The organism is Pseudoalteromonas rubra, from assembly GCF_005887115.1.
Classification (GTDB): Bacteria; Pseudomonadota; Gammaproteobacteria; order Enterobacterales; family Alteromonadaceae; genus Pseudoalteromonas; species Pseudoalteromonas rubra_F.
Genome location: NZ_PNCJ01000016.1, coordinates 17,608 through 42,235, shown reverse-complemented (window position 1 = coordinate 42,235; position 24,628 = coordinate 17,608). Strand labels below are relative to the sequence as shown.

The 24,628-nt window shown below is 47.7% G+C and carries 21 protein-coding genes and 5 tRNA genes; 7 read left to right on the top strand and 19 right to left on the bottom strand.

From position 1 onward, the window contains the following. Window positions 1-35 precede the first annotated feature (35 nt). The 8 genes from CWB98_RS11900 to pspA all read right to left on the bottom strand — a co-directional run bounded on the left by CWB98_RS11900 (window position 36) and on the right by pspA (window position 6,727). The gene (locus tag CWB98_RS11900; RefSeq protein WP_010386740.1) at window positions 36-380 is read right to left on the bottom strand and encodes a 4a-hydroxytetrahydrobiopterin dehydratase; all 345 of its coding nucleotides are present in this window, start codon (window positions 378-380) and stop codon (window positions 36-38) included. Between the two features lie 10 nt (window positions 381-390). Beyond that, window positions 391-1,188, bottom strand: a complete 798-nt coding sequence (gene phhA, locus CWB98_RS11895; protein ID WP_138545081.1) for a phenylalanine 4-monooxygenase — start codon at window positions 1,186-1,188, stop codon at window positions 391-393. A 213-nt stretch (window positions 1,189-1,401) separates the two neighbouring features. Further along, window positions 1,402-2,580 (bottom strand): trans-sulfuration enzyme family protein, encoded by a 1,179-nt coding sequence (locus CWB98_RS11890; protein WP_138545080.1) that lies wholly within the window; start codon window positions 2,578-2,580, stop codon window positions 1,402-1,404. Between the two features lie 201 nt (window positions 2,581-2,781). Then, the gene (locus tag CWB98_RS11885) at window positions 2,782-3,858 is read right to left on the bottom strand and encodes a TIGR01620 family protein (RefSeq protein ID WP_138545079.1); all 1,077 of its coding nucleotides are present in this window, start codon (window positions 3,856-3,858) and stop codon (window positions 2,782-2,784) included. Then, the gene (locus CWB98_RS11880; RefSeq protein WP_138545078.1) at window positions 3,855-5,261 is read right to left on the bottom strand and encodes a YcjX family protein; all 1,407 of its coding nucleotides are present in this window, start codon (window positions 5,259-5,261) and stop codon (window positions 3,855-3,857) included. The genes CWB98_RS11885 and CWB98_RS11880 overlap by 4 nt, the downstream gene beginning before the upstream one ends. A gap of 84 nt (window positions 5,262-5,345) precedes the next feature. Continuing rightward, complete coding sequence (gene pspC, locus CWB98_RS11875; protein WP_138545077.1) at window positions 5,346-5,762, bottom strand: envelope stress response membrane protein PspC; 417 nt, start codon at window positions 5,760-5,762, stop codon at window positions 5,346-5,348. Further along, window positions 5,759-5,992, bottom strand: a complete 234-nt coding sequence (pspB, locus tag CWB98_RS11870; protein ID WP_010386732.1) for an envelope stress response membrane protein PspB — start codon at window positions 5,990-5,992, stop codon at window positions 5,759-5,761. Before pspB ends, pspC begins: the two co-directional genes overlap by 4 nt. A gap of 75 nt (window positions 5,993-6,067) precedes the next feature. After that, the gene (gene pspA / locus CWB98_RS11865; protein WP_054017327.1) at window positions 6,068-6,727 is read right to left on the bottom strand and encodes a phage shock protein PspA; all 660 of its coding nucleotides are present in this window, start codon (window positions 6,725-6,727) and stop codon (window positions 6,068-6,070) included. Between the two features lie 181 nt (window positions 6,728-6,908). Here pspA and pspF point away from each other — a divergent pair, with 181 nt between their 5' ends. From pspF to CWB98_RS11835, 6 genes are all read left to right on the top strand, one after another. Next, window positions 6,909-7,976, top strand: a complete 1,068-nt coding sequence (gene pspF, locus CWB98_RS11860; protein WP_138545076.1) for a phage shock protein operon transcriptional activator — start codon at window positions 6,909-6,911, stop codon at window positions 7,974-7,976. A gap of 92 nt (window positions 7,977-8,068) precedes the next feature. Continuing rightward, complete coding sequence (locus tag CWB98_RS11855; protein ID WP_138545144.1) at window positions 8,069-9,658, top strand: ABC transporter substrate-binding protein; 1,590 nt, start codon at window positions 8,069-8,071, stop codon at window positions 9,656-9,658. 2 nt (window positions 9,659-9,660) lie between these two features. After that, window positions 9,661-10,695, top strand: coding sequence for an ABC transporter permease (locus CWB98_RS11850; protein WP_138545075.1), 1,035 nt, complete (start codon window positions 9,661-9,663; stop codon window positions 10,693-10,695). Next, entirely contained in the window at window positions 10,682-11,575 is an 894-nt protein-coding gene (locus CWB98_RS11845; protein ID WP_049863397.1) for an ABC transporter permease subunit, read from the top strand. Before CWB98_RS11850 ends, CWB98_RS11845 begins: the two co-directional genes overlap by 14 nt. Beyond that, on the top strand, window positions 11,575-12,582 hold the full coding sequence (locus CWB98_RS11840; protein ID WP_138545074.1) for a peptide ABC transporter ATP-binding protein: 1,008 nt from the start codon (window positions 11,575-11,577) through the stop codon (window positions 12,580-12,582). The genes CWB98_RS11845 and CWB98_RS11840 overlap by 1 nt, the downstream gene beginning before the upstream one ends. Further along, on the top strand, window positions 12,567-13,328 hold the full coding sequence (locus CWB98_RS11835; protein WP_138545073.1) for an ATP-binding cassette domain-containing protein: 762 nt from the start codon (window positions 12,567-12,569) through the stop codon (window positions 13,326-13,328). The genes CWB98_RS11840 and CWB98_RS11835 overlap by 16 nt, the downstream gene beginning before the upstream one ends. Window positions 13,329-13,399: 71 nt before the next feature. Here the strand turns inward: CWB98_RS11835 and CWB98_RS11830 are convergent, their stop codons facing one another. The 11 genes from CWB98_RS11830 to CWB98_RS11780 form a co-directional block, all read right to left on the bottom strand. Further along, a complete protein-coding gene (locus CWB98_RS11830; protein ID WP_138545072.1) occupies window positions 13,400-15,313 on the bottom strand; it encodes a SurA N-terminal domain-containing protein in 1,914 nt (637 codons plus the stop codon). 336 nt (window positions 15,314-15,649) lie between these two features. After that, window positions 15,650-15,922, bottom strand: coding sequence for a nucleoid-associated protein HU-beta (gene hupB, locus CWB98_RS11825; RefSeq protein WP_010386462.1), 273 nt, complete (start codon window positions 15,920-15,922; stop codon window positions 15,650-15,652). A gap of 226 nt (window positions 15,923-16,148) precedes the next feature. Then, window positions 16,149-18,512, bottom strand: coding sequence for an endopeptidase La (lon, locus tag CWB98_RS11820; RefSeq protein ID WP_138545071.1), 2,364 nt, complete (start codon window positions 18,510-18,512; stop codon window positions 16,149-16,151). Between the two features lie 345 nt (window positions 18,513-18,857). After that, window positions 18,858-20,141 (bottom strand): ATP-dependent protease ATP-binding subunit ClpX, encoded by a 1,284-nt coding sequence (clpX, locus tag CWB98_RS11815; protein WP_054017319.1) that lies wholly within the window; start codon window positions 20,139-20,141, stop codon window positions 18,858-18,860. Between the two features lie 142 nt (window positions 20,142-20,283). Then, window positions 20,284-20,901: an ATP-dependent Clp endopeptidase proteolytic subunit ClpP gene (gene clpP / locus CWB98_RS11810; RefSeq protein WP_054017318.1), complete on the bottom strand. Its 618-nt coding sequence runs from the start codon at window positions 20,899-20,901 to the stop codon at window positions 20,284-20,286. A 282-nt stretch (window positions 20,902-21,183) separates the two neighbouring features. Then, window positions 21,184-22,491: a trigger factor gene (gene tig, locus CWB98_RS11805; protein ID WP_138545070.1), complete on the bottom strand. Its 1,308-nt coding sequence runs from the start codon at window positions 22,489-22,491 to the stop codon at window positions 21,184-21,186. Between the two features lie 333 nt (window positions 22,492-22,824). Beyond that, window positions 22,825-22,901 (bottom strand) — tRNA-Pro (locus CWB98_RS11800). Window positions 22,902-22,920: 19 nt separating this feature from the next. Next, window positions 22,921-22,997 (bottom strand) — tRNA-Pro (locus tag CWB98_RS11795). Between the two features lie 19 nt (window positions 22,998-23,016). Beyond that, a tRNA-His gene (locus tag CWB98_RS11790) sits at window positions 23,017-23,092 on the bottom strand. Window positions 23,093-23,113: 21 nt separating this feature from the next. Further along, window positions 23,114-23,190, bottom strand: a tRNA-Arg gene (locus tag CWB98_RS11785). 69 nt (window positions 23,191-23,259) lie between these two features. Continuing rightward, window positions 23,260-23,336, bottom strand: a tRNA-Pro gene (locus tag CWB98_RS11780). A 392-nt stretch (window positions 23,337-23,728) separates the two neighbouring features. Here CWB98_RS11780 and folD point away from each other — a divergent pair. After that, window positions 23,729-24,583, top strand: a complete 855-nt coding sequence (gene folD, locus CWB98_RS11775) for a bifunctional methylenetetrahydrofolate dehydrogenase/methenyltetrahydrofolate cyclohydrolase FolD (RefSeq protein WP_138545069.1) — start codon at window positions 23,729-23,731, stop codon at window positions 24,581-24,583. The last annotated feature ends 45 nt before the right edge of the window (window positions 24,584-24,628 follow it).

The following is a 24,628-nucleotide window of genomic DNA, read 5'->3' as shown; positions in this document are numbered from 1 at the left end:
GGCGCTGATGCGCCTTTTTTTAATTTAACTTGCTCTTACAGTGCGGCAAAGATCTCGTCTGTTTTCGCCGCGCAGATAAAGTCATTTTTGTGCAGGCCTTTGATAGAGTGGCTCCACCAGGTTACTGTCACTTTGCCCCACTCGGTCAACAGACCCGGGTGGTGGCCTTCATCTTCTGCCATGTCGCCCACTTTATTGGTGAATGCAATGGCTTGCTTAAAGTTTTTAAACTTATAAACACGCTCAAGCTGCATAATACCGTCACGTACTTCTGGCACCCAATCCGGGATCAGCTTGATCAGTTCAGCTAATTCGGCATCTGACACTTTAGGCGCATCCGCACGACACGCTTCACATTTTTGTGCACTTAAATCAGACATCAATAAATCCTTAACTTGCTAGTTTGTTTTTAGGTGGGAACTTAGGCTCAAACAGACCCAGTTCTTTGGCCTTACGTACCTGCGCCATAATATCCATTTGTGAGATATCAAACAAATCGTCAATGGCGTTAATGGTGTAGTACAAAGGCTGCATAATATCAATTCGATACGGTGTGCGAAGCACATCAAGTACTTCTAACGGGTTGATCTCTGGCTCACCACTGTAAACGTACTGAGTTTCACCCGGGCTTGATAAGATCCCGCCGCCATAAATGCGCAGGCCGTCTTTGGTTTGCATCAAGCCAAACTCAACGGTAAACCAGTACAAACGGGCCAGGTATACGCGGTCTTTTTTCTCTGCGGCATAGCCCAGTTGACCGTACTTGTGCGTAAACTCCGCAAATGCAGGGTTGGTCAGCATCGCACAGTGACCAAATATTTCGTGGAAGATATCCGGCTCCTGCAGGTAATCAAATTCCTCGCGACTGCGGATAAAAGTCGCAACCGGGAACTGCTTGTTAGCCAGCAGGCGGAAAAACTCATCAAAATCGATTAGTGCCGGTACTGGCGCGACCTGCCAGCCCGTTTCACGCTCCAGTACCTCATTCAGCTCGTGTAGCTGCGGGATACGGTCGTGGGGTAAATTGATTTTTTGCAGGCCTTCGAGATATTCATCACACGCTTTGCCTTTGATGCACTCAAGCTGTCTGGCAACCAGTTCAGACCAGATCTGATTTTCTTCTTCTGTCCATTCGATCAGGCCCTGCTCGTTGGGCTGTTTAGACGTGTATTTACTCGATTTAGCCATAGTAACCTTCTTGGTAATGCGTCGCATTTGAACAAAAACAACGCGTCAAAGTGTTATCCGGATACTATGTAAAAGTGAGGAAAAGTTTAATAGCCAGGCCTGAAATCGGCCTGGCCAGAAAGGTCAATTTTGTACAACATGATTTACACCATTGACCACTAAATAACACACCCTATATAAATAAAGCCTTACACGGACACTCAGTGTAAACATTTAAATACACAAAAACGCTTTATCCAGGTCTTCGATGATATCTTCGACGGCCTCAAGCCCAACGGATATACGGATCAGGCCATCCGAGATCCCGGCTGCCTGACGCTCTTCAGGCGTATAAGGCGAATGTGTCATAGATGCCGGATGCTGGATCAGTGTTTCTGGATCGCCCAAACTTACTGCCAGGGTGCACAGCTCAGTCGCATTAATGAACTTTTCGCCTTCACTGACCCCGCCTTTAATTTCGAATGCAATCACACCACCGGCGCCTTTCATCTGCTCTCCGAGGAAACGGTAGCCAGGGTGAGATGGCAAACCAGGGTAGTAAACGGTGTCGACCTTAGGATGATTATCGAGAAACTCGGCCACCTTCTGCGCATTTTCACAGTGCCTTGCAACGCGCACATGTAAGGTTTTAAGACCTCGGTTGATAAGCCAGGCATCGTGTGGGCTGATAGTTGCGCCGATGTCTTTTAGTACGGTGAGCTTGATTGTTTCTATATGTTCAGCACTGCCACAGACAATACCGGCTACGACGTCACCATGGCCATTGAGGTACTTGGTCGCACTGTGGATCACGATATCGATACCAAAGTGTTTGGGCTTTTGCAGTAAGGGGGTCATAAAGGTGTTGTCGACCACGCTGATCAACTTGTGTTGCTGAGCAAACTGTCCCAGCATGGCTAAATCCAGTACCGTCATATTAGGGTTGATCGGTGTTTCGGCAAACAACATCTTACTGTTAGGCTGCAGCGCATCGGCCAGTGCTTGCGGGTCCGTCATGTCGACAAAAGTCACCTCAATGCCGAACTTAGGTAACATATGTGCAAACAAAGCAAAGCTACACCCATACAGGGCTTTAGAAGCTATTAAATGATCGCCCTGCTGTAAAAAACTCAGCACGGAGGCAGATACTGCACCCATGCCTGTCGCCGTAGCGGCAGCATCTTCCATTTCTTCGAGCTGCGCCAGCTTTTCTTCCAACTCACGGGTGGTCGGGTTGCCAAGGCGGGTATAAATATAGCCGGCTTCTTCTCCAGCAAAACGCGCAGCGCCTTGCGCCGCATCCTTAAACTTAAACGTCGAACTCTGATACAGAGGTGCTGTCAGGGCACCATGTGGATCATCAAAGTGGTGTGGACCATGAATACAATTGGTCTGATCATGTAACTTCTTCATTGCTTGCCTATTTTTGTTATTCGGACGAATACCAATTAGATATTCCAAGACACCGCAATGTACAAGCGTGCCGGACGCGCAGATGGCTAACCCGGGCCGGTTAAATTAACCCGAGTGTACACATAAGTTGTCAAAGGGCAGAAGGATATAAGTCAAAACTCAGACGATTCAGGAGCAAAAACAAAAGTAAGTATTTACACGCTACCTTCTAGCTTTCTCATCGGACCTGTCAGTAGACTGACGGATTAACAGGTTCGCCAGTTTACGTGCCGTCTGTGATAAGTAGCCAGAAGCAGGCGCACTGGCGGGAATAGGTCGACATAAGGCCATGGCTTTGTATCCCAGTCGAGCGGTGAAAACGCCAGCACTGAGCCCCTGCGCAGAACGCGCTGACAGTTTACCCAACAATTCGGCACCCAGGCTGGTGGCTGCCAGATCGCTCAGTAATTCACTGGCCCCGACAAAGATGATCTGCTTGAGCAGCAAACGGTAAAGTTCAATGCGGCTGCGATAACCCAGTTTAATTCCGTATAACTGGCTGATCTTCTCTATTAAAACAACGCCTCTCCACAACACGGCCAGCATATCTGTAATGGCCATCGGGCTTATCGCCACCATCAAGGCAGATGTACTGGCAAATTGCGCAATGAGTGTCCGGGCACGCTCATCTACATCCTGAAGTAAGGTTTTGTCGTACAGTGCCAGTACTTCCCTATCAGTAAAATGAGGCTGTATAGTGGCCATAAACTGGCTGACCTGCTGCTGGTCGTGTTGCTTCAGAAGTGGCTTTAACCAGGTTTGTGCCTCTCCAATTTGGTTGCTGCTCAACAACCTTTGTGCCCCGACGCGTTGCTGCTCGAGCTTTTTTAACCTGCCAAGGGCGCGGACTTCAGACCAGCCGAACTTAGCCAGCACAACCAGTGCGCTGACAATCACCAGTCCATATAATCCGGCCAAAACCCAGCTGCGGTTAAGTGCATCGAGCAATGTCAAGGTCATTTCTACCGGGATCAGAACAGCCAGGCCCAGCAGCAATAACTTACGCCAGGTCAGCCCAGATTGGGCCGGTTGTACAACAGGCTCCAAGGGGATCGCTTGCAACTCAGTATCAAGCGCTTGCTCACGCCCATCAGACTTGCTCATATCAGCCTGCTCTGCGCCTTGTTCAACGCGCCGCGCCTGTTGTTCGGCCTGTGGAGCTGTCGTTGATTGTGGCGCCTCGGGGGCCGCTTCAACATGGATCCGTCGTCCGCGATGTGACTGGGCAGGCTCACTCATTGAAGTTTATCTCCCAATAAAAACTGTAATACATGATCGAGACGTATATGCTCAATTTGCCCCTGGTAGGCAGGGAAAGGTTCAAAAGACAAAAATTCGTATCCTTGTTTTGGCCAGTGCTGCACGCCAGGCAAATGTTCTGGCGGGATCGGCGGCAGGTAGCTGATATAATTCGATTCGCCGACTGGCTTGCCATAAACACAGGATAAAGTTTCCCCCTGTTCGGTCACCTGCTTTGGCTGCGTGCTTTTCACCGACGAAATTGCCATAGTATCGATTTCTACGCCTGAGAATTTTAATTCGTTTTCGCTGGGTAAGAGCAAAGAATGCAATAAACGTGTCAATTTATCCTGATCGGCCAGCGCCACACTGTCGCATTTGTTCGCCGCAAACAACACCTTATCTATGCTGGGACGAAATAGCCGTGACAAGATCCCACTTTTACCATGACGAAACATTGCCAGCGTATCACTTAATGCACTTTGCGTTTCCGTCAGCGTGGTATAGCCATCGTTAAGTGCACTGAGCAAGTCCACCAGTACAAGCTGGCGGTCAAAGCGGCAAAAGTGCTCTCGATAAAAAGGCGTGATCACTTGTTTTTTGTACGCCTCGAAGCGCTGTTCAAGGTGATGATACTGAGTCTGCTCCGCCGTATTACCCGGGGCGGTTAATGGGAAAAACTGTAAAATCGGCGCACCATCAAGCTCTCCGGGGATCAGCATACGCCCGGGCTGCAACTGCGCCAGCCGGGTCTGAGCCTTGAGCTGCTTTAAGACATCCGCGTAAACGCTTGCCATTGCCGCCAGCTCGCTTTCGTTGACCGTTGCGTGCGCATCAAATTGAGCCAGTAGCTGTAAAAAAGGCGCGCTTGCCTGCGCGTAATCAGGTTGAGCCAGCCTCCTGAGCTGTTGCTCGCTCCACTGAGCAAAACTTTGATTGAGCATAGGTAAATCCATTAACCATTCACCCGGATAATCAATCAGTTCAAGATAGACGGTGTGGGTTTCGCTCAGATGCTGCCTGACGCCTTTTCCGGATCGAAATTTCAATGCCAGTGTGAGCGTATTGATCCGCTGTGTTGAAGGCGGCCAGCTGGGGGGATCAGCTAATAAATGACTTACCGCATTATGGTATTCAAAACTGGGAATATCCAGCGCACTTTGTGGCACCTGTTTGCAGGCTACCAGGCGCTGTTCTCGCACTACCTCCAAAAAAGGCAGGTTTTGTGCCGTAGCCTGAGTGGTTAAGTGTTTTACCAAAGCCGTGATGAAAGCGGTTTTACCGCTACCACTGAAACCAGTTACAGCCAGTTTGACATGTCTGTCCAGACTTCGGGTAAGGGTTTTATGGGTAGTTTGCTGTAATTTTTGCAGCGCTCTGGCAGTGAGGCCCGATACACTCATAAAGGCACACATTCCTTATTCTGTGAGCAAAGGTGGCTGAGCTGCCGACGCCCGGGCAGCGCCCCTTTGCGTATCTGTCAGTTACTATAATTTATTGATTTCGCGTTTTACCGTGTACTCGCTCGACGTCACATACGTTTCCATGTGCTGGATACGACCATCAAGACGCGTTAAGCGCTCTTTCAGGTCAAACAGCGCCTGACGTGGCGGCTCGCCTTTTTGCCAGACTTTAAACTTTACCGACACAGGATCTTCGTCTTTACTTGAGTAGTTGCTGTCTGCACCTGGCGCCTGTGGTGTCTCTGCTTTTTTATCAAGAATAAACCAACAGGCGATGTAGACTACAATAAACAGCGGCCCACCGGATAACAGTACCGCAGTTACAAACAAGATCCTGACCAGCCATAGCTCCATATCAAAGTAGTCGCTCAGCCCCGCACACACGCCCGCTAATTTGCCCCTTTTTGGGTCACGGTATAATTCTCGTCTACGTTTACTCATACTTTGCGTCTCCACTCTGGTGACTCTTGATCAAGCAGGGCCTCCAGCGTTTCAACGCGTTGCGCCATTTTCTCTGCTTTGTGTGCCAACTCTACCAGCTGGCGGTGTTCATGCTCGCTCAGCCCCTGACTGACCTGCTTTTTGCTACGATAGTGCAGGATCAACCATAGCGGTGCCACAACAATCATAAAGATGATGATCGGGGCGACTAAAATCTCTGCATCAAACATATTCCTCTCCTGTCTAACCTGGGCACGTTGTTCTTTTCATTATTGCACCTACCTTAACAGCAGGTGCAGTCAAATTCACTTATCGGCTAATTTTTTCTTCAATGCCGCAAGTTCGTCATCCACTTTCTCATTCTTCTGCAGATCGGCAATTTCATCTGCCAATGATTTTTTGCCTAAGTCGTAAGACTCAACCTGAGATTCCAGACCATCGATTTTGCTCTCATAACGCTCAAAGCGATTCAGAGCATCTTCAACTTTACTGCTATCCAGTGCCTTCTTGACATCCAGACGAGACTCGGCTGACCGCTGGCGTAATACAATGGCTTTTTGACGCGCTTTTGCATCAGCCAACTTTTCCTGCAATGTGGTGACTTCCTGTTGCAGCTTCTCAATATGCGACTCAACATGTGCCAACTCTTGTGTCACGCTGTCTGCCGCATCGGTGGCTTTTTGCTTTTCAAGCAAGGCCGCACGTGCCAGGTCTTCACGGTCTTTAGTCAGTGCCAGTTCTGCTTTTTGCTGCCAGTCATCTGCCTGAGTACGTAACTGCTCAACGCGACGCTCCAGCTCCTTTTTCTCTGCCAGCGTTTTTGCCGACGTCGAGCGCACTTCCACTAAGGTGTCTTCCATTTCCTGAATGATCAAACGGACCATTTTTTCTGGATCTTCCGCTTTATCCAGAATCGCATTGATATTAGAATTAACAATATCAGCAAAACGTGAAAAGATTCCCATAATCTATTACCTCTTTGGTTAGTAATTTAGTTTGCTGATTAGATATATCAATTAGCTTGCCAACTTTTCGATAAATTTAATTTATTTAAATCAACAAGTTATAATAATAGAAAAATACTTTCGCTTCATCTTTTTTTAAAATACACTAGATGTTAGTCAAAAATACTAAGAGTTAGGCAATATGAGTCAGTTTCGCCAACAGGATAATTTACTCGGCCAGTCGGATAGCTTCCTTGCTGTCTTGGATCAGGTATCTCAGCTTGCTCCGCTGGAAAAGCCGGTGCTAATCATCGGTGAGCGGGGAACCGGTAAAGAGTTAATCGCGGCCCGTTTACACTATTTATCCGAGCGATGGGACCAGAATTATGTCAAGCTCAACTGTGCTGCACTAAACGAAAACCTGCTGGAAAGCGAACTGTTTGGTCACGAAAGTGGCGCATTCACCGGCGCCAGTAAACGGCATGAAGGTCGCTTTGAGCGTGCCAACGGCGGCACCCTGTTCCTTGATGAGCTGGCCAATACCTCGGCCATGGTGCAGGAAAAACTCCTGCGGGTCATAGAGTATGGCGAATTTGAGCGAGTTGGCGGGAAACAAACGGTCAAAGTAGATACCCGGCTTGTCTGCGCGACCAATGAAGACTTACCAACCCTTGCTGATAATGGCGAGTTTCGCCACGACTTGCTCGACCGTTTAGCTTTTGACGTTATTACGTTGCCGCCATTGCGCGAACGTAAAGAAGATATCCTGCTGCTGGCCGAACACTTTGCTATTAACATGGCCCGTGATTTAGGCTGGTCTTTATTCAGTGGTTTTACTCGTAGTGCCACAGAGTTGCTACTTGATTACCCCTGGCCGGGCAACATTCGTGAACTAAAAAATGTGGTAGAACGAAGTTTGTATCGTCATGGCAGCGAACAATTGGCAGTACACCAGATTGTATTCGACCCGTTTGCCAGCCCCTACAGACCTACACAAAGAATCAAAAAAGCCGCAGATATATCGGCTCAGGCCACTACGACAGCTCCCATTGCCATGGCAGAAACGCCGCAAACTAAACCAGCTGTCTCCTCGTTTCCGTGCGACCTGAAGTCACTCTCTAATGAATTTGAAATAGACCTGCTGCGCAATGCGCTAGAGCATAGCCAGTTTAACCAGAAAAAAACCGCTCAGAATCTGGGGCTGACCTATCATCAGCTGCGTGGTTACCTGAAGAAGTACAACCTACTGGACTCGCAACAAGAGGCTTAGCCGTGGCTAACAGAGCAACTGACAAACCACCCACCCAGACGCCCAGCGCCCTGCAACAGTACAGGTACTTAGCTAGTTACTGGCTATTACCCATGACAGCCCTGCTTAGTGCACTGCTCGCTGGCTGTAGTGACAACACAGCACAGGCCCAACGCAAAATCCAGGGGATAGTTTATTGCGCCGAAGCCAACCCGGTGTCATTCAATCCGCAGGTGACTACGACCGGATCGACTATCGATATTATCGCCAACCAGTTATATAACACGCTAATTAGTATTGATCCCCTAACGGCTGAGTTCCGTCCTGAGCTTGCAACCAGCTGGGAAATCAGTGAGGATGGCAAGCAAATCACCTTTACGCTGCGCAAAGGCGTCACTTTTCACACCACAGACTATTTTACCCCGACCCGCACTATGACCGCTGATGACGTGGTGTTTTCTTTTAACCGCCTGTTCGATGTGTACAATCCATTCCACTTTGTGGGCGATGCAAATTACCCTTATTTTCAAAGTGTGGGCATGGATCAGCTGATCCGCCAGATAGTCAAAGTAGATGATTATACTGTGCGATTTGAGCTGTTCAGCAGTGAAAGTAGCTTTTTATCAAACATCGCCACAGACTTTGCTGTGATCCTTTCGCATGAGTATGCTATGCAGCTGGTCGAACTGGAACGCAAACAAGATTTCGATATCTTGCCTGTGGGTACAGGTCCCTACAAATACAAGGGTTTTTTGCGTGACAACCTGATCCGCTACCACAAGCATCCAGGCTACTGGAAGCACGACTTGGCCATGGATCAGCTGGTGTATGATATCACCACCAACAATACCAGTCGCATCGCTAAAATGCTGACTAAAGAGTGTGATATTACAGCCCACCCCAGTGCTACTCAACTTGAAACCCTGGCAGCGCGCAAGGACATCCGAGTTGATAAAGCCGTCAACCTGAATGTTGGTTACTGGGCGTTTAACACCGAGAAACCACCTTTTGATAATGTTCTGGTGCGTAAGGCACTGGCGCACAGTATCGATTTTCAGAAAATCATGAAAGCAGTATTCTATGGCAACGGGATCCAGGCTCGCTCGATTTTGCCACCTTCATCCTGGGCTTTTCAAACTCAGGCTATGCCCAGCTATGACCCGGAGCGTGCCCGAGAGTTTTTGACACAGGCTGGGTATCCAGATGGCTTTGAAATGGATTTGTGGGCAATGCCGGTTTCTCGAATTTATAATCCCAATGCACGAAAAATGGCCGAACTTATTCAGAGCGATCTGCGCGAAATTGGCATCCGTGCGACCATAGTTGAGTACGAGTGGAACACCTTTTTGGAGCGGGTTGGCCAACACGAACACGACAGTGTACTGCTCGGCTGGGCAGCAGATACGCCAGATCCGGACAACTTTTTCAGCCCCTTGTTAAGCTGCACGGCAACATTCAGTGGTAAAAACCCCGCAAACTGGTGTAACCCGGAGTTCGACTTATTACTGACTCAGGCACTCGATACCAGTGATCTGCAGGAGCGTAAACAGTTTTATCAGCAAGCTCAGCAAATGTTAATTACAGAGCTGCCCGTGGTACCGATTGCGCATGGTATGCGTTTTCAGGCAAGTAATACCAGTGTGATGGGCATAGAGCTACGTCCTTTTGGTGGTATTTCTTTGGCTAACGCGAGGAAAAACTGATTATGTTTGCAGACTTTTTGCTTCGCCGCCTCAGCCTGTTGCTATTCATGCTGTTTGCGCTTACTGCGTTTACCTTTGCACTGAATTATCTGTTTCCGGGAGATCTGCTCACCAACTTCAGTGGTGAACTGAATGCCAATTTTAGCCAGACACAAATTTTGCAGCAGAAATACCATATCGATGACAGTCTTCTGGTCCAGTACCAGGCCTTTCTGATCCGCCTCTTTCAAGGTGATTGGGGGTTGTCTTTATCTTCCGGCCAGGAGGTATTCGGTCATGTAAAACAGCTGTTTCCGGCCACCATAGAATTGTGTGTCTACGCATTGATTGTCGCGCTATGCCTTGGTATTCCCGCGGGAGTGATTGCCAGTGCTTATCACAATAAGTGGCCAGATAAAGTGATCAGCTCGCTGACTTTGCTTGGCTTTTCAATACCGGTCTTCTGGCTGGCGCTGTTACTGATCATGATCTTTTGTCTCAGTTTTGGCTGGTTTCCAATGTCAGGTCGTATTGGTCTGCTCTACGAAATACCGCCTGTCACTAACTTTATATTGTTGGACATCTGGCTGCACGACTTTCCCTATGGCGGGCAAGCCTTTGCAGATGCGCTGCATCACCTGACGCTGCCGACGGTAGTATTGGCCATGTACCCTACCACAGTTCTGGTGCGCTTTACCCGCGACTCGATGCTCACTGTACTGGAGCAAAACTATATTAAAACAGCGCGGGCCAAAGGCCTTAACCGTCGGCAGTTGATCCTTGACCATGCATTACGCAACGCTTTATTACCGGTGATCAAGCAAGTAGGCCTGCAATTTAGTACGCTGATCACGCTGGCGATGGTAACTGAAGTGATTTTTTCCTGGCCAGGGATCGGTCGCTGGATGATAGAGAGCATTTATCAGCGAGACTATCCGGCCATTCAAGGCGGTCTGCTGGCAGTCTCTTTTTTTGTTATTTTCGCGAATATGCTGGCAGATGTGATCCACACACTCCTTGACCCGCTAGCCAGGAATCAGGCTCATGGCAAAGTTTAATCTCTTTACAGAGGAGTCTAACCGCTCTCCGCTATCCCGGCTGTGGCGTAAGTTTAAAGCGAACCACCCGGCACTCGTTGGGCTGTGGCTATTTATTGCATTGACGCTGTTAGCTCTGTTGGCACCATTGTTGGCCCCTTATGGTATTGACCAGCAGCATGCCGATGCCTTATTACTTCCCCCCTCGTGGCACGATGAGGGGAATGTTAACTTTATTCTGGGTACTGATGATTTGGGGCGTGATGTTTTGTCTCGCCTTATGCGAGGTGCCACTTATACCTTTGGTCTATCAATCGTCGCAGCGCTGTTAACGACTCTGATGGGCGTTGTCCTGGGCACCTTAGCTGGATGTAGTCAGGGCTTTAAGTCTAGCTTGCTCAACCACCTGCTGGATATTACCCTGGCCATTCCGTCACTGCTACTGGCTATCATCATTATCGCCATCTTAGGTCCCGGCCTGTTTAATACTGTATGGGCGATTATTTTCGCGCTGCTACCTCAGTATATTCATTCAATCCGTAATCTGGTGGTTGAAGAACTTAATAAAGATTACATCAGTGCGTTCAGACTGGATGGCGCAAGCCGCTGGCAATTAATCATTCGAGGTGTGCTGCCTAATATTTATGAGCATATCGTGGTTATTTTCACCCTGGCACTGTCGACTGCCATTCTGGATATCGCGGCCCTGGGGTTCTTGAAGCTCGGAGCCCAACCCCCCACCACTGAGTGGGGAGCAATGCTCGCAGAGAACTTGGGGCTGATTTATCTGGCCCCCTGGACTGTGGGTCTGCCCGGAGCACTGTTGTTTTTATCCGTGCTTGCGACTAACCTTGTCGGTGACGGTCTACGCGACGCATTGCAGGCGAGAAAGGCAGATTAATGCAGTTACTTGATATTAAAAATCTCACCATCGAGTTACCTACTGACAATGGCGTGATCCGTGCTGTTGACAGAGTTAGCCTGAGCCTTAAGGAGGGTGAGGTACATGCCCTGGTCGGTGAATCAGGATCTGGCAAAAGTTTGATAGCAAAAGCCATTGTTGGGGTTCTAAATAACCGTTGGCGCGTAACTGCTGACCGAATGCACTGGCAAGGGGTAGACCTGATGCGCCTGAGCCCGGAAAAACGCCGTAAACTGGTGAGCCGGGATATTGCCATGATCTATCAGGAACCAAGCCGAAGTCTGGATCCAACTGCCAAAATTTTTGAGCAAGTGGCAGAATCACTGCCCGATAGCTGTTTTAAAGGCGGCTTTTTTAGTCGCCGCAGTGAACGCAGGGAAAAAGTAAAAGCCTTGCTGCACAAAGTCGGGATCCGGGATCACCGCCGTGTATCGAGCAGCTATCCCCACGAGCTTTCTGAGGGTGTTTGTCAGAAGGTGATGATCGCTATGGCCATCGCCAGAAGTCCCAAACTCTTAATTGCCGACGAGCCGACTACAGCTCTGGAAACCACTACCCGGGCGCAGGTTTTTCGCTTATTAAAAAGTCTTAATCAGCTTAAAAATATGTCAATTTTGATGATCACCCATGAGCTGGAGGAGATCGCGGACTGGTCGCATGCCATGCATGTACTGTACTGTGGCCAGATGGTCGAAGCAGGGCCCACAACCAAAGTATTTTGTCACCCCTACCATCCCTATACACAGGCGCTTGTGAAATCACTGCCTGACTACGCCCACGGGATTGGCCACAAAGCGTCTTTCTTTGCACTTAAAGGCACCATACCACCGTTACAACACTTACCAATTGGTTGCCGGCTGGGGCCTCGTTGCCCCCAAGCACAGCGTGAGTGTGTCGTTACACCAGATCAGGTTAAGTCGCACGGTCATGCTTATGCCTGTCACTTTCCATTGCTCCAGGAGAAGAAAAAATGCAACCCGTGTTAAAGGTGCAATCACTGAATAAGACTTTTAACACGCGCGCTGGCCTGTTCAAAAGAAAGCGCGTCAAAGTACTTAAAGACGTTTCCTTCGCAGTTGCTCCTGGTGAAACGCTGGCGGTTATTGGTGAAACGGGGTCTGGCAAAAGTACTCTGGCTCGTGTGCTGGCAGGCGCCGAACATGCTGACTCAGGGCAGATCTTACTAAACGGTGAAATGATTGAAGACAACGGCCAGCAAAACCATGACTGTCGCCATATTCGCCTTATCTTTCAGGATCCAACTCGCTCACTCAACCCCGGCCTGACTATTGGCGATATGCTGGACGACTGTCTGAGATTGAACACTCAGCTGACCAAACACCAGCGTGACAAAAAAATCGTCGCCACGCTATCTCGGGTTGGGTTGCTCTCCGAGCACTATGACTATTATCCGCATATGTTCAGTGGCGGACAATTGCAGCGGGTCGCACTCGCCAGAGCATTAATTCTGGACCCCAAAGTCGTGGTGTTAGATGAAGCGCTGTCATCGCTCGACCCCTCAGTCCGTGCTCAGACCGTCAACCTGTTGCTGGAGTTACAACGTGATTCCGGGCTCAGCTACATTTTGATCACCCACCACCTGAGTCTGGTACGCCATATGAGTGACAAGTTACTCGTACTGAGCCGGGGTAGAAGCGTAGAGTATGGTAACAGCGAGTCTATCTTTCGCGCGCCCAAATCTAAAGTCATGCAAAAGCTTCTGGCTGTATAAACCAACTAACGCATTATCCAGACATAAAAAAACGCCGGACAATGCCGGCGTTTTTTATTCAATACCTTGTATTATTGAACTTCGTCGCTGAACTGAAGCGTCGGGCGAACCACATCAGCGTCAGACTCCAGCGCATTCAATAGCGCCAGGAAGTTCTTATTCACGACCGACATCGTAATGTTCTGCTTCTGTTGCGGTTCAACATCACCTGTAACAGCAGCGGTAGTTACGCCTTTCAGTACCAACAGTGCCGCGTCACCGCTATTTAGCTCAACTAGTGCAGGCAGTGTCTGGTCACTCTCAGGGTGTGCCAATTTAAATGCCTGCTGGACAATCTCAGGAGCAACTGCAAAGCTTTGTCTCTTCAGCGCAGCTTCGCTTTTAACCTCGGCAGACTCCGCAGCCGCGATATCGCTCAGTGCTTTGCCGTCTTCCAGCTGTGCAAATAAAGTTTTCGCTTTCTCTTTGATAAGCTCTGAAGCCTTTTCATTCTCCAGACGCGTTTTGATCTGTGCGGTCACTTCCTCAAGCGGCTTTACTGTTGCAGGCTTGTGGTCCAACACACGCACGACAACAATGTGCTCGTTACCCGCTTCTAATACTTCTGAGTTTACTCGGTCTTCGATCAGCTCAGGAGTAAAAATTGCATTCGCGACTGTCGGGTCGTTAAGCGGTGCAGGCAACGCCATGCGCGATACCAGCTCAGTGCTTTTCAGCTCAATGTCAGCCACAGCTGCTGCATCTTCAAGAGAGTCTGCAACTTCAAAAGCGATTTCAGCGATCTGCGATTGCTTCTCATAAAAGGCATTTGCCTTCGCTGTGCTTTCTAACTCTGCCCGTAAGTCTGCTGCTACATCTTCGAATGCTTTAGACTGCTGCGCCTGAAGGTCTGTCAGCTTAATGATATGGAAACCAAATTCAGTTTCTACTACCGGAGAGATATCTCCGACGTTTGCGAGTGCAAATGCTGCCTCTTCAAACTCAGGTTCCATCATATCACGCTCGATCCAATCCAGATCGCCGCCCACTTCAGCAGACGCAATATCATCTGACTCAGTAGATGCAAGCTCCGCAAAGTCTTTACCACCTTGCAACTGCTGGTAAAGCGACTCCGCTTTTTGTTTCGCCGCGTCAGCGTCTTCAGCACTCTCAATCAGAATGTGTGACACACGACGACGCTCTTCTTCCAAATACTGTGCCTGGTTTTCTTCATAGTACGCACGCACTTCTTCGTCAGTGATAGGTTTATCCAGAGTAATATCTTCAGATTTAAGCTCGAGATATTGCAATGCAATTTGCTCAGGCGCCTGGAATTGCTCCTGGTTCAGCTGATAGTAGTCTGAGATCTCTTCCTCAGTAACAGCAACGTCCTGCTTCACAGAGTCTTTGCTCAGCGTCATGTAGTCAATGTCACGGGTCTGCTGCTGCAAGGCCAAGGTGTGCTTAAGCTCGTTGTCCAGCACAAAATCAGAACCAGCCACAGCTGAAACCAATTGATTACGGGTCATCTCTTCGCGCATATATTCACGGAAAGTATCCGGTTGGAAGTTCATCTGACGGATCAGCTGTAGATATCTGTCGTTGCTAAACTCACCGCCAAGCTGGAAGTAAGGCAGCTCAAAAATTGCCTGCTTCACTTGCTCATCGCTTACTCTGAGCCCCAGCTCTACCGCCAACTGGTTTTGTAATTCTTGTTGTACCAGGCGGTCAACGACCCCACTGCGGACCTGAGCCATGTATGCCGGATCAGCAGAGATTTGCGTAAAATATTCACCAAACTGACGTTCCAGACGCGCACGTTCGTTTTCAAAGGCACGTGAGAATTCCATTTGTGTGATCTTTACCCCATTGACTTCTGCTACGGCCTGCTCTGTGGTTTGACCTAGGTAACCACCGATCCCTGCCAACGCAAAAGACAAGATCACCACACCAAGAATAATTTTGGCTGCCAGGCCTTGTGAGCCTTCTCTAATCTTTTCTAGCATTTATTCTATCTCTTATCTAAGTCAAAGCACGTTCAGTACTTTGGGTTTATCGCATATCCAAGTCTGTTGTGCGTGTCACATCAGTACTTGTCTTGTCTCTGTACCTATTTATATGGATTAGTGCTGCGATTGCAAGCTTATTCATGCGGCCTGTCAGCAAGCCACTGACACTACGGTATGATTAGCTCAGTCCAGAATGGAACAAACCAATATGCGGCATCATCCAGATGGTATAAAAAAAGCGTATCTTAGCAGATACGCTTTTTATCTTGAAGCTTATCTCGTCCAATTACACTATCTTAACATAGGTAGTTCGACAGATTGAGCTGAATCTGCTTAGTTTACCGCGTCTTTCAGAGCTTTACCGGCTTTGAAAGAAGGGATGTTAGCTGCAGCGATTTCGATTGCAGCGCCAGTTTGTGGGTTACGACCAGTACGTGCTGCACGCTCGCGTACTGAGAAAGTACCAAAACCGACTAGGGCAACTGAGTCACCGTCTTTTAGCGCACCAGTTACTGACTCAATGAATGAATCCAGAGCACGACCAGCAGCCGCTTTAGAAATATCAGCATCAGCTGCGATTTGATCGATTAATTGAGATTTATTCACAATATCATCCTCTTACATTGTTATTATCAAGAGCGATGAGGGCTTACCACTAACATCACTTTTGTAGTTAACTCAGAGAAATCTGACGATTCTCTATTTCATCTAATGTCTCAAAGCCTAGTAACTACGGGGGTTTGTGAGCTACCAGGCTAAATACAGTGCTTAAGTTAGCATACCATTTAGATTTGAAAACCCTTTTTACGCACTTTTATGTACTTTTTCTGTTTTACCCAGCCGACTTTTGCGACTCAATGGTAAAACTGTCTACCGGATGAGCAAGTGCCAGTGATAAAACGTCATCAATCCAGCTCACCGGATGAATTTCAAGACCTTCCAGAACATTTTGCGGGATCTCTTTGAGATCGCGCTCGTTCTTTTTAGGAATGACAACGGTTTTGATGCCACCTCGGTGTGCCGCCAACAGTTTTTCTTTTAACCCACCAATTGGTAACACTTCACCACGCAACGTGATTTCGCCAGTCATCGCCACATCGCTACGCACGGGATTGCCAGTCAGGCTTGAGACCAGGGCTGTCACCATTGCGATCCCCGCACTTGGCCCGTCTTTGGGTGTCGCACCTTCAGGCACATGCACATGGATATCACGCTTCTCGTAAAAGTCGTCATTAATTCTGAGCTTGTCAGCACGGTTGCGTACAACCGTCGTTGCAGCCTGAATCGACTCTTGCATAACATCGCCCAACGAGCCGGTATAAGCAAGTTTGCCTTTACCTGGCACCGCTGCACACTCGATAGTCAGTAAATCGCCACCCACTTCTGTCCAAGCCAGACCGGTCACTAATCCAACGCGGTCGCCATCTTCAGCTTTACCGTAATCAAAGCGTTGAACACCCAAATAGCTTTCCAGGTTGTCGGCATTGATCACCACTTTGTCTTTAGACTTACTTAGCAGAATACTCTTAACCGCTTTGCGACACAGCTTTGACATTTCACGCTCCAGGTTACGTACGCCTGCTTCACGTGTGTAGTAGCGGATAGTATCAATAATGGCACTATCTTCAATCTCAATCTCGTGCTCCTTCAATCCGTTACGCTTGATTTGCTTCGGGATCAAATGCTGCTTAGAGATGTTGAGCTTTTCGTCTTCGGTGTAGCCTGACAAGCGGATCACTTCCATTCGGTCAAGCAGTGGCCCCGGAATATTAAAGCTATTGGATGTAGCAACAAACATGACGTCAGACAGGTCATACTCTACTTCCAGATAGTGATCGGCAAAGCTGCTGTTTTGTTCAGGATCCAGTACTTCGAGCAATGCTGAAGCTGGATCGCCACGCATATCAGAAGACATTTTGTCGATTTCATCCAGCAAGAACAATGGATTCTTTACACCCACTTTGGTCATACTCTGGATCAGCTTACCTGGCATAGAGCCAATGTAGGTACGTCTGTGGCCTCGGATCTCAGCCTCATCGCGCACGCCCCCCAGTGCCATGCGCACATACTTACGGCCCGTTGAACGAGCAATAGATTGTCCCAAACTGGTTTTACCTACCCCTGGCGGACCGACTAAACATAGAATAGGTCCTTTCAACTTATTGGTGCGCTGTTGAACCGCCAGATATTCGATAATGCGCTCTTTGACTTTCTCAAGTCCATAGTGGTCTGCGTCGAGGATTTTTTGCGCATTCGCAAGGTCCTTTTTGACCTTTGAACGTTTTTTCCACGGCACCCCTATCAAAGTATCAATGTAGGAACGTACCACAGTCGCCTCAGCCGACATCGGCGACATCATCTTAAGCTTGTTTAGCTCCGAAGTCGCTTTTTCTTCCGCTTCTTTAGGCATCTGAGCTTCAGCAATGCGTTTTTTCAATGCTTCAAACTCGTCTGGCACATCATCGAGCTCACCCAGCTCTTTTTGGATGGCTTTCATTTGCTCATTGAGATAGTACTCACGTTGAGACTTTTCCATCTGCTTTTTGACGCGCGAACGGATTTTTTTCTCAACCTGCAGCAGGTCAATCTCACCTTCCATCAGTGCCATCAGGTACTCTAGACGTTCAGTGACGTTGTAAAGCTCCAGTACTTTTTGTTTCTCCGGCACTTTAATCGGCATGTGGGCCGCCATGGTATCTGCTAGGCGTGCCGTTTCATCAATACCAGAAACAGAAGTCAGTACTTCTGGCGGAATTTTCTTATTGAGCTTTACATACCCTTCAAACTGACTAATGGCACTGCGAATAAAGATATCCTGCTCCGGGCCTTCAATGTTTTCGGAGGCAATAAACTGCGCTTCTGCTAAAAAGTAATCGTCAGTGACCAGAAACTTTTCAATTTTCGCTCGCTGAGTGCCTTCTACCAGTACTTTGACCGTACCGTCAGGCAGCTTTAGTAATTGCAAGACAGTGGCGACAGTACCGACCTGATAAATATCATCAGTGTCGGGATCATCAATAGATGCCTCTTTTTGTGCCACTAAAAAAATTTGCTTGTCATTTTCCATCGCAGCTTCGAGGCATTTTATTGATTTTTCTCTGCCTACAAACAGCGGGATCACCATATGAGGGTATACGACCACATCACGCAGTGCCAATACGGGTATTTCGACTCGATCCATTCTCTCAAGCGTCATTATATTCTCTTCGCACTTCATTAATTTCAAGGATTAGGGTGGTATATGGGGATTGTCTTCAAAAAGTTCAACCTATCTACCAACCCGTATCGATTTCTAGTTTGAGTTTATACCAATTTGCTTAATTAAGTGTTCTATTTTGAGGCGAGAAAATAGGCTCGGTAACAAGGCAAAAATTTTGCTATTTAGTTGTTCTAAATGAGAAATTTTTAACGCTGTTAGCGTCATATTTGCTCCGTCAAATTGAACAGGTATTAAGTAAAATTGGTATTATAGATTGCTGGTACTAACAAACTGTAGACAAAAAAAGGAGCCTGAGGCTCCTTTTGCGATAAAACGAGGCCGTTACTCCGACGCTGCTTTATCCTGATTGTTATTTTCGTATATTAAAATTGGGTCTGACTCACCTTTAATGACGGTTTCGTCTACCACAACTTTACTCACATCTTCTATCGAAGGTAGTTCGTACATGGTGTCAAGTAGCACACCTTCCACGATGGAACGTAATCCACGAGCACCCGTTTTTCTTTCCATGGCCTTATGCGCAATTGCTTTGAGCGCATCTTCGCGGAACTCAAGCTCGACCCCTTCCATCTTGAACAACGCACCGTACTGTTTAGTTAATGCATTTTTAGGTTCATTGAGGATTTGGATCAGAGCGTCTTCATCCAGCTCAGCTAAAGTAGCAACTACAGGTAATCGACCAATGAACTCAGGGATTAGGCCATACTTGACCAAGTCTTCAGGCTCTACATCTTTGAAGGTTTCACTCAAAGATCGTTCACTGTCCGAAGATTTAACCTGAGCACCAAATCCGATCCCTGTGTTAGTGTGACTGCGCTGTTCAATCACCTTGTCCAGGCCAGCAAATGCCCCACCACAGATAAATAAGATTTTTGATGTGTCGACTTGCAAAAACTCTTGCTGAGGGTGTTTGCGTCCACCTTGCGGTGGAACGGATGCAACCGTACCTTCGATCAATTTTAGTAATGCTTGTTGCACACCCTCACCAGAAACATCACGTGTGATCGACGGGTTATCTGACTTACGTGAAATTTTGTCTATTTCATCGATATAGACAATACCACGTTGTGCTTTCTCTACATCGTAGTCACATTTCTGTAAGAGCTTTTGGATAATATTTTCAACATCCTCACCCACATAGCCAGCTTCAGTCAACGTGGTAGCGTCTGCCATAGTGAAGGGGACGTCTAGCAAGCGAGCTAATGTTTCTGCAAGGAGCGTTTTACCACTACCTGTTGGGCCGATCAGCAAAATGTTACTCTTGCCTAGTTCAACATCACCTTTCAGCCCCTGATTTTTTAGACGCTTGTAATGATTGTATACCGCAACCGAAAGCACTTTCTTAGCATGCTCCTGGCCGATTACATAGTCATCAAGGTGATTACGGATCTCTCTAGGTACCGGCAATTTATCAGACGAATCATGTTGCGGCGCTATATCCTTGATTTCTTCTCTAATGATGTCGTTACACAGTTCGACGCATTCATCACAAATGTACACTGACGGACCAGCGATCAACTTGCGTACTTCATGTTGGCTCTTACCACAAAATGAGCAGTATAAGAGCTTACTATTCTTGTCGCCGTCTGTAGGAGTGTCTGACATTCAGCTACCTCTTAAATTTGGTCAGTTATCAATTTAGATAACACAATACATATTTTAACTATACCAAAGAAATTTGTCTTTAGCATAGCCGGGCCAGTTGCATTTATCTAACGAATCTCAGATTGCCCCTGACCCAAATAGATTACTTGATGTTTCTGCTGCTGTGAACGGCATCAACCAGGCCATAATCTACGGCTTGTTCTGCATTCATAAAGTTGTCACGATCGGTATCATTCGCAACCACCTCATAGGGCTGACCCGTATGCTCAGCCATCAGACGATTAAGCTTTTCTTTGATCGTCAGGATTTCTTTCGCATGAATTTCAAAGTCGGACGCCTGGCCCTGAAAGCCACCAAGAGGTTGGTGGATCATCACACGTGAATTTGGCAAGCAGTAACGCTTGCCTTTCGCGCCACCAGACAGCAAAAATGCGCCCATACTTGCGGCTTGCCCTACACACACAGTGCTAACGTCTGGCTTAATAAAATTCATCGTATCATAGATAGACATACCCGCAGTAACAGAGCCACCCGGAGAGTTAATGTAAAGGTAGATGTCTTTTTCGGGGCTTTCTGATTCCAAGAACAGCAGCTGAGCAACGATCAAGTTTGCCATATGGTCCTCAACCTGACCGGTCAAGAAAATGATCCGCTCTTTAAGCAAACGAGAATAGATGTCATACGAACGCTCACCTTTTGCTGTTTGTTCAACAACCATCGGGACTAAAGCGTTTAGAGGATCAAACATACCGTCATTCATTTTATAGATTCCTTATAAACAGGGAAGTGCACTGCAAAACCTGGCCACCTGTCAGTCTCATCGGGAAGACAAGCGAAATTCGTTTACTCAATTGACTGGGAGTTTATAGACATAAGTTTATACATGAGATGCTGATAAACAAAAGTATACACACCACCGTGTTGCTTTGAGCAAATAAACAAAAATGGCTCGCAGCACTGCAAAACACAGAGCAATACGAGCCATTTAAACGTTAGCTTAACAGTAAGTCAATAATTTCGTCTTTGACGAGATCAAAAGGGCTTACTGAGCCGCCTGTTGTGGGTTCATGATGTCGTCAAAAGACTTCTCAACATCAGCAACCTGAGCAGCTGCCAGAATCGCATCTACTGCCTGCTCTTCCATTGCAACGTTACGCATTTGCTGCATTAGCTGGTCGTTGCCTTTATAGTAAGCAACAACTTCACTTGGATCTTCATAAGCAGAAGCAACTGTCTCGATTAACTCTTCAACTTTTGCATCGTCTACTTTAATGTCGTTCGCCTTGATCACTTCACCTAGCAGAAGACCCGTTTTAACGCGTGTTACTGCTTGTTCGTGGAACAGCTCAGCCGGAAGCTCTGGCATGTTCTTAGCATCGCCACCGAAACGCTGTGCAGCTTGCTGACGTAGCGCGTCAATTTCTTGGTCGATCAGTGCTTTAGGCACGTCAACTTCGTTAGTCTCTAGCAGACCTTTGATAGCTTGATCTTTGATCTGAGCTTTTACAGCCTGACCAAGTTCACGCGTCATGTTTTTCTTCACTTCTTCTTTCAGTGCGTCAACGCCACCTTCAGCTACACCGAACTTAGTTGCAAACTCGTCAGTCAATTCAGGCAGTTCCTGAACTTCAACTTTCTTCACAGTGATTTTAAACTGTGCTGCTTTGCCTTTCAGGTTTTCAGCGTGGTACTCTTCAGGGAAAGTCACGTCAGCAACCACTTCTTCGCCTGCTTTCTTACCGATGATGCCATCTTCGAAACCAGGGATCATGCGGCCTTGGCCTAGCTCTAGTGGGAAGTCTTCAGCTTTACCGCCTTCGAACTCTTCACCTTCAACAGTGCCCAGGAAGTCGATTGTTACACGGTCTTTTTCACCCGCTGCAGCATCGCTTTCAGTCCAGCTTGCGTGCTGTTTACGCAGCGTTTCCAGCATGTTAGCCAAGTCATCTTCAGTCACGTCAACAACAGGCTTCTCAACTGAAATCTTTTCAAGGTCTTTCAGTTCAACTTCTGGATAAACTTCAAAAGTCGCATCAAATTCAAGGTCCTTACCTGCTTCTAATGATTTAGGAGCAAAAGTAGGTGCACCAGCAGGATTGATCTTCTCAGAAACAATCGCCTCGATGTAGTTACGCTGCATCAGTTCACCTGCAACTTCTTGCATTACCGCTGCACCGTAGCGCTTTTTGATAACAGATACTGGTACTTTACCCGGACGGAAGCCGTCGATACGCTGTGTTTTAGCCAGTTGTTGTAAGCGTTTTTTTACTTCAGTCTCAACGTTCTCAGCTGGAACTGTGATAGTCAGACGGCGCTCAAGACCTTGAGTCGTCTCAACAGAAACTTGCATGATATAACCTCAATTTTCATTTTTGGCGACTACGCGCCTTCCTTACAAACAAGCCGACTTTTTATCAGATCAGATGACAGCAGAGCATCATATCTACGCAATCTCGATTGAGCAGACCACCGCAAAAAACACCCCTACATTTGATGTTTAGAATCAGTGCTGATCCCCGTCAGACTTGCTGCCTGCCCAGACAGGGCGCTATGTTAAATAATAGACGCGGCATTATAACCTATAAAACGGGAGAGTCGAGTAATCACAGCAAATAATTGATATAGCAAAGGGCAAAAATAAAGAGATAAAACAATATTTGGATGAATTTAAGAAGAGAAGAGATGGTCGGCGATGCAGGATTTGAACCTGCGACCCCTTGGACCCAAACCAAGTGCGCTACCAAGCTGCGCTAATCGCCGAATTTTAACTTTTTGAAGATGGTCGGCGATGCAGGATTTGAACCTGCGACCCCTTGGACCCAAACCAAGTGCGCTACCAAGCTGCGCTAATCGCCGAACATATAGATTTTGTAGATGGGGCGACTGACGAGGCTTGAACTCGCGACAACCGGAATCACAATCCGGGGCTCTACCAACTGAGCTACAGCCGCCACTACAATGTGGATATAAAATGGCGCACCCGGAAGGATTCGAACCTTCGACCGACGGCTTAGAAGGCCGTTGCTCTATCCAACTGAGCTACGGGCGCGGCGCAAAGAATGCTTCTTCGTGCATACCACCAACTTTCGTTGATTTACTTTACCCTTAGAGAGTAAAGTGGTCGGCGATGCAGGATTTGAACCTGCGACCCCTTGGACCCAAACCAAGTGCGCTACCAAGCTGCGCTAATCGCCGATTGTGTTATTTTCTGAGTTTCTCTTGCGAGCCCCTCGTTGACAACGGGGTGCATAATAGTGATTTGCCTGGGTGAGGTCAAACATTTTTTTTAGAAATCATGCCAACTGACTATTTTTACTGCAAAACGTTTAATTTATATAACAAGGCGACTGGTTTTTCAGCAATTTTGCCTTTCACCGAGACAATAAAGTTGCCCAGCGTCGGATCCAGCTTGGCTATTTGGGGGATTTTTGCGAAAATAGTAGCGGCTTCCTAAGTTTTTCGGTACTCAGTCCTGAGCAAGCCCTCACGCTGATACAGATGACTCAGTGAACCCCAATAATAGAGTACCCCCTTTAATACACTCTATAATCGTTCAAGTAATTAACCCTTAAATTTAAAGGTCAGTCATGACGGCAAACATCATCGACGGTAAAGTCATTGCGAAACAAGTTCGCAGTACCGTAGCCAACCGCGTTGCAGCGCGGATCAATCAGGGGCTCAGAGCACCAGGACTCGCAGTTGTACTCGTTGGCCAGGACCCCGCCAGCCAGGTATACGTAGGCTCAAAGCGCAAGGCGTGTGAAGAAGTAGGCTTCGTATCTAAGTCATATGATCTTCCCGCAGACACAAGTGAAGCGCAATTACTGGAGTTGGTGGACACGCTTAACCAGGATCCAAATGTTGATGGTATCCTTGTTCAGTTGCCATTGCCTGATGGATTAGATGCCGAGAAAGTGCTGGAACGTATCCACCCTCACAAAGATGTTGATGGTTTTCACCCTTATAATGTCGGACGACTGGCGCAACGTATGCCAGCACTACGCCCCTGTACTCCAAAAGGGATCATTACGTTACTGGACTCTACCGGTGTCAGGTATAAAGGCATGCATGCTGTCGTGGTTGGTGCATCGAACATTGTCGGTCGCCCAATGTCATTAGAGTTGTTGCTGGCAGGCTGCACGACGACTGTTTGTCATAAATTTACCCAGGATCTGGAAGCACATGTGAGACGCGCGGACCTGTTAGTTGTTGCCGTGGGCAAGCCAGAGTTTATTCCGGGTGAGTGGATTAAAGAAGGCGCCATGGTCATTGATGTAGGTATCAACCGTTTAGAATCTGGCAAGCTAGTTGGCGATGTACAATATGATGTAGCCGAGCAACGCGCCAGCTTCATCACGCCAGTGCCTGGTGGTGTGGGTCCTATGACAGTCGCAAGCTTGATTGAGAACACACTTGAGGCCTGCGAAAACTACCATAGCTAAAGCCTTCATTGCAGGTGCACACTGCGCCTGCATTCCCCCACTTTC

Coding starts and splice junctions, on each gene's coding strand:
- CWB98_RS11900 (WP_010386740.1), bottom strand. CDS start 380: ATGTCTGATTTAAGTGCACAAAAATGTGAAGCGTGTCGTGCGGATGCG.
- phhA (WP_138545081.1), bottom strand. CDS start 1,188: ATGGCTAAATCGAGTAAATACACGTCTAAACAGCCCAACGAGCAGGGC.
- CWB98_RS11890 (WP_138545080.1), bottom strand. CDS start 2,580: ATGAAGAAGTTACATGATCAGACCAATTGTATTCATGGTCCACACCAC.
- CWB98_RS11885 (WP_138545079.1), bottom strand. CDS start 3,858: ATGAGTGAGCCTGCCCAGTCACATCGCGGACGACGGATCCATGTTGAA.
- CWB98_RS11880 (WP_138545078.1), bottom strand. CDS start 5,261: ATGAGTGTATCGGGCCTCACTGCCAGAGCGCTGCAAAAATTACAGCAA.
- pspC (WP_138545077.1), bottom strand. CDS start 5,762: ATGAGTAAACGTAGACGAGAATTATACCGTGACCCAAAAAGGGGCAAA.
- pspB (WP_010386732.1), bottom strand. CDS start 5,992: ATGTTTGATGCAGAGATTTTAGTCGCCCCGATCATCATCTTTATGATT.
- pspA (WP_054017327.1), bottom strand. CDS start 6,727: ATGGGAATCTTTTCACGTTTTGCTGATATTGTTAATTCTAATATCAAT.
- pspF (WP_138545076.1), top strand. CDS start 6,909: ATGAGTCAGTTTCGCCAACAGGATAATTTACTCGGCCAGTCGGATAGC.
- CWB98_RS11855 (WP_138545144.1), top strand. CDS start 8,069: ATGACAGCCCTGCTTAGTGCACTGCTCGCTGGCTGTAGTGACAACACA.
- CWB98_RS11850 (WP_138545075.1), top strand. CDS start 9,661: ATGTTTGCAGACTTTTTGCTTCGCCGCCTCAGCCTGTTGCTATTCATG.
- CWB98_RS11845 (WP_049863397.1), top strand. CDS start 10,682: ATGGCAAAGTTTAATCTCTTTACAGAGGAGTCTAACCGCTCTCCGCTA.
- CWB98_RS11840 (WP_138545074.1), top strand. CDS start 11,575: ATGCAGTTACTTGATATTAAAAATCTCACCATCGAGTTACCTACTGAC.
- CWB98_RS11835 (WP_138545073.1), top strand. CDS start 12,567: ATGCAACCCGTGTTAAAGGTGCAATCACTGAATAAGACTTTTAACACG.
- CWB98_RS11830 (WP_138545072.1), bottom strand. CDS start 15,313: ATGCTAGAAAAGATTAGAGAAGGCTCACAAGGCCTGGCAGCCAAAATT.
- lon (WP_138545071.1), bottom strand. CDS start 18,512: ATGACGCTTGAGAGAATGGATCGAGTCGAAATACCCGTATTGGCACTG.
- clpX (WP_054017319.1), bottom strand. CDS start 20,141: ATGTCAGACACTCCTACAGACGGCGACAAGAATAGTAAGCTCTTATAC.
- clpP (WP_054017318.1), bottom strand. CDS start 20,901: ATGAATGACGGTATGTTTGATCCTCTAAACGCTTTAGTCCCGATGGTT.
- tig (WP_138545070.1), bottom strand. CDS start 22,491: ATGCAAGTTTCTGTTGAGACGACTCAAGGTCTTGAGCGCCGTCTGACT.
- folD (WP_138545069.1), top strand. CDS start 23,729: ATGACGGCAAACATCATCGACGGTAAAGTCATTGCGAAACAAGTTCGC.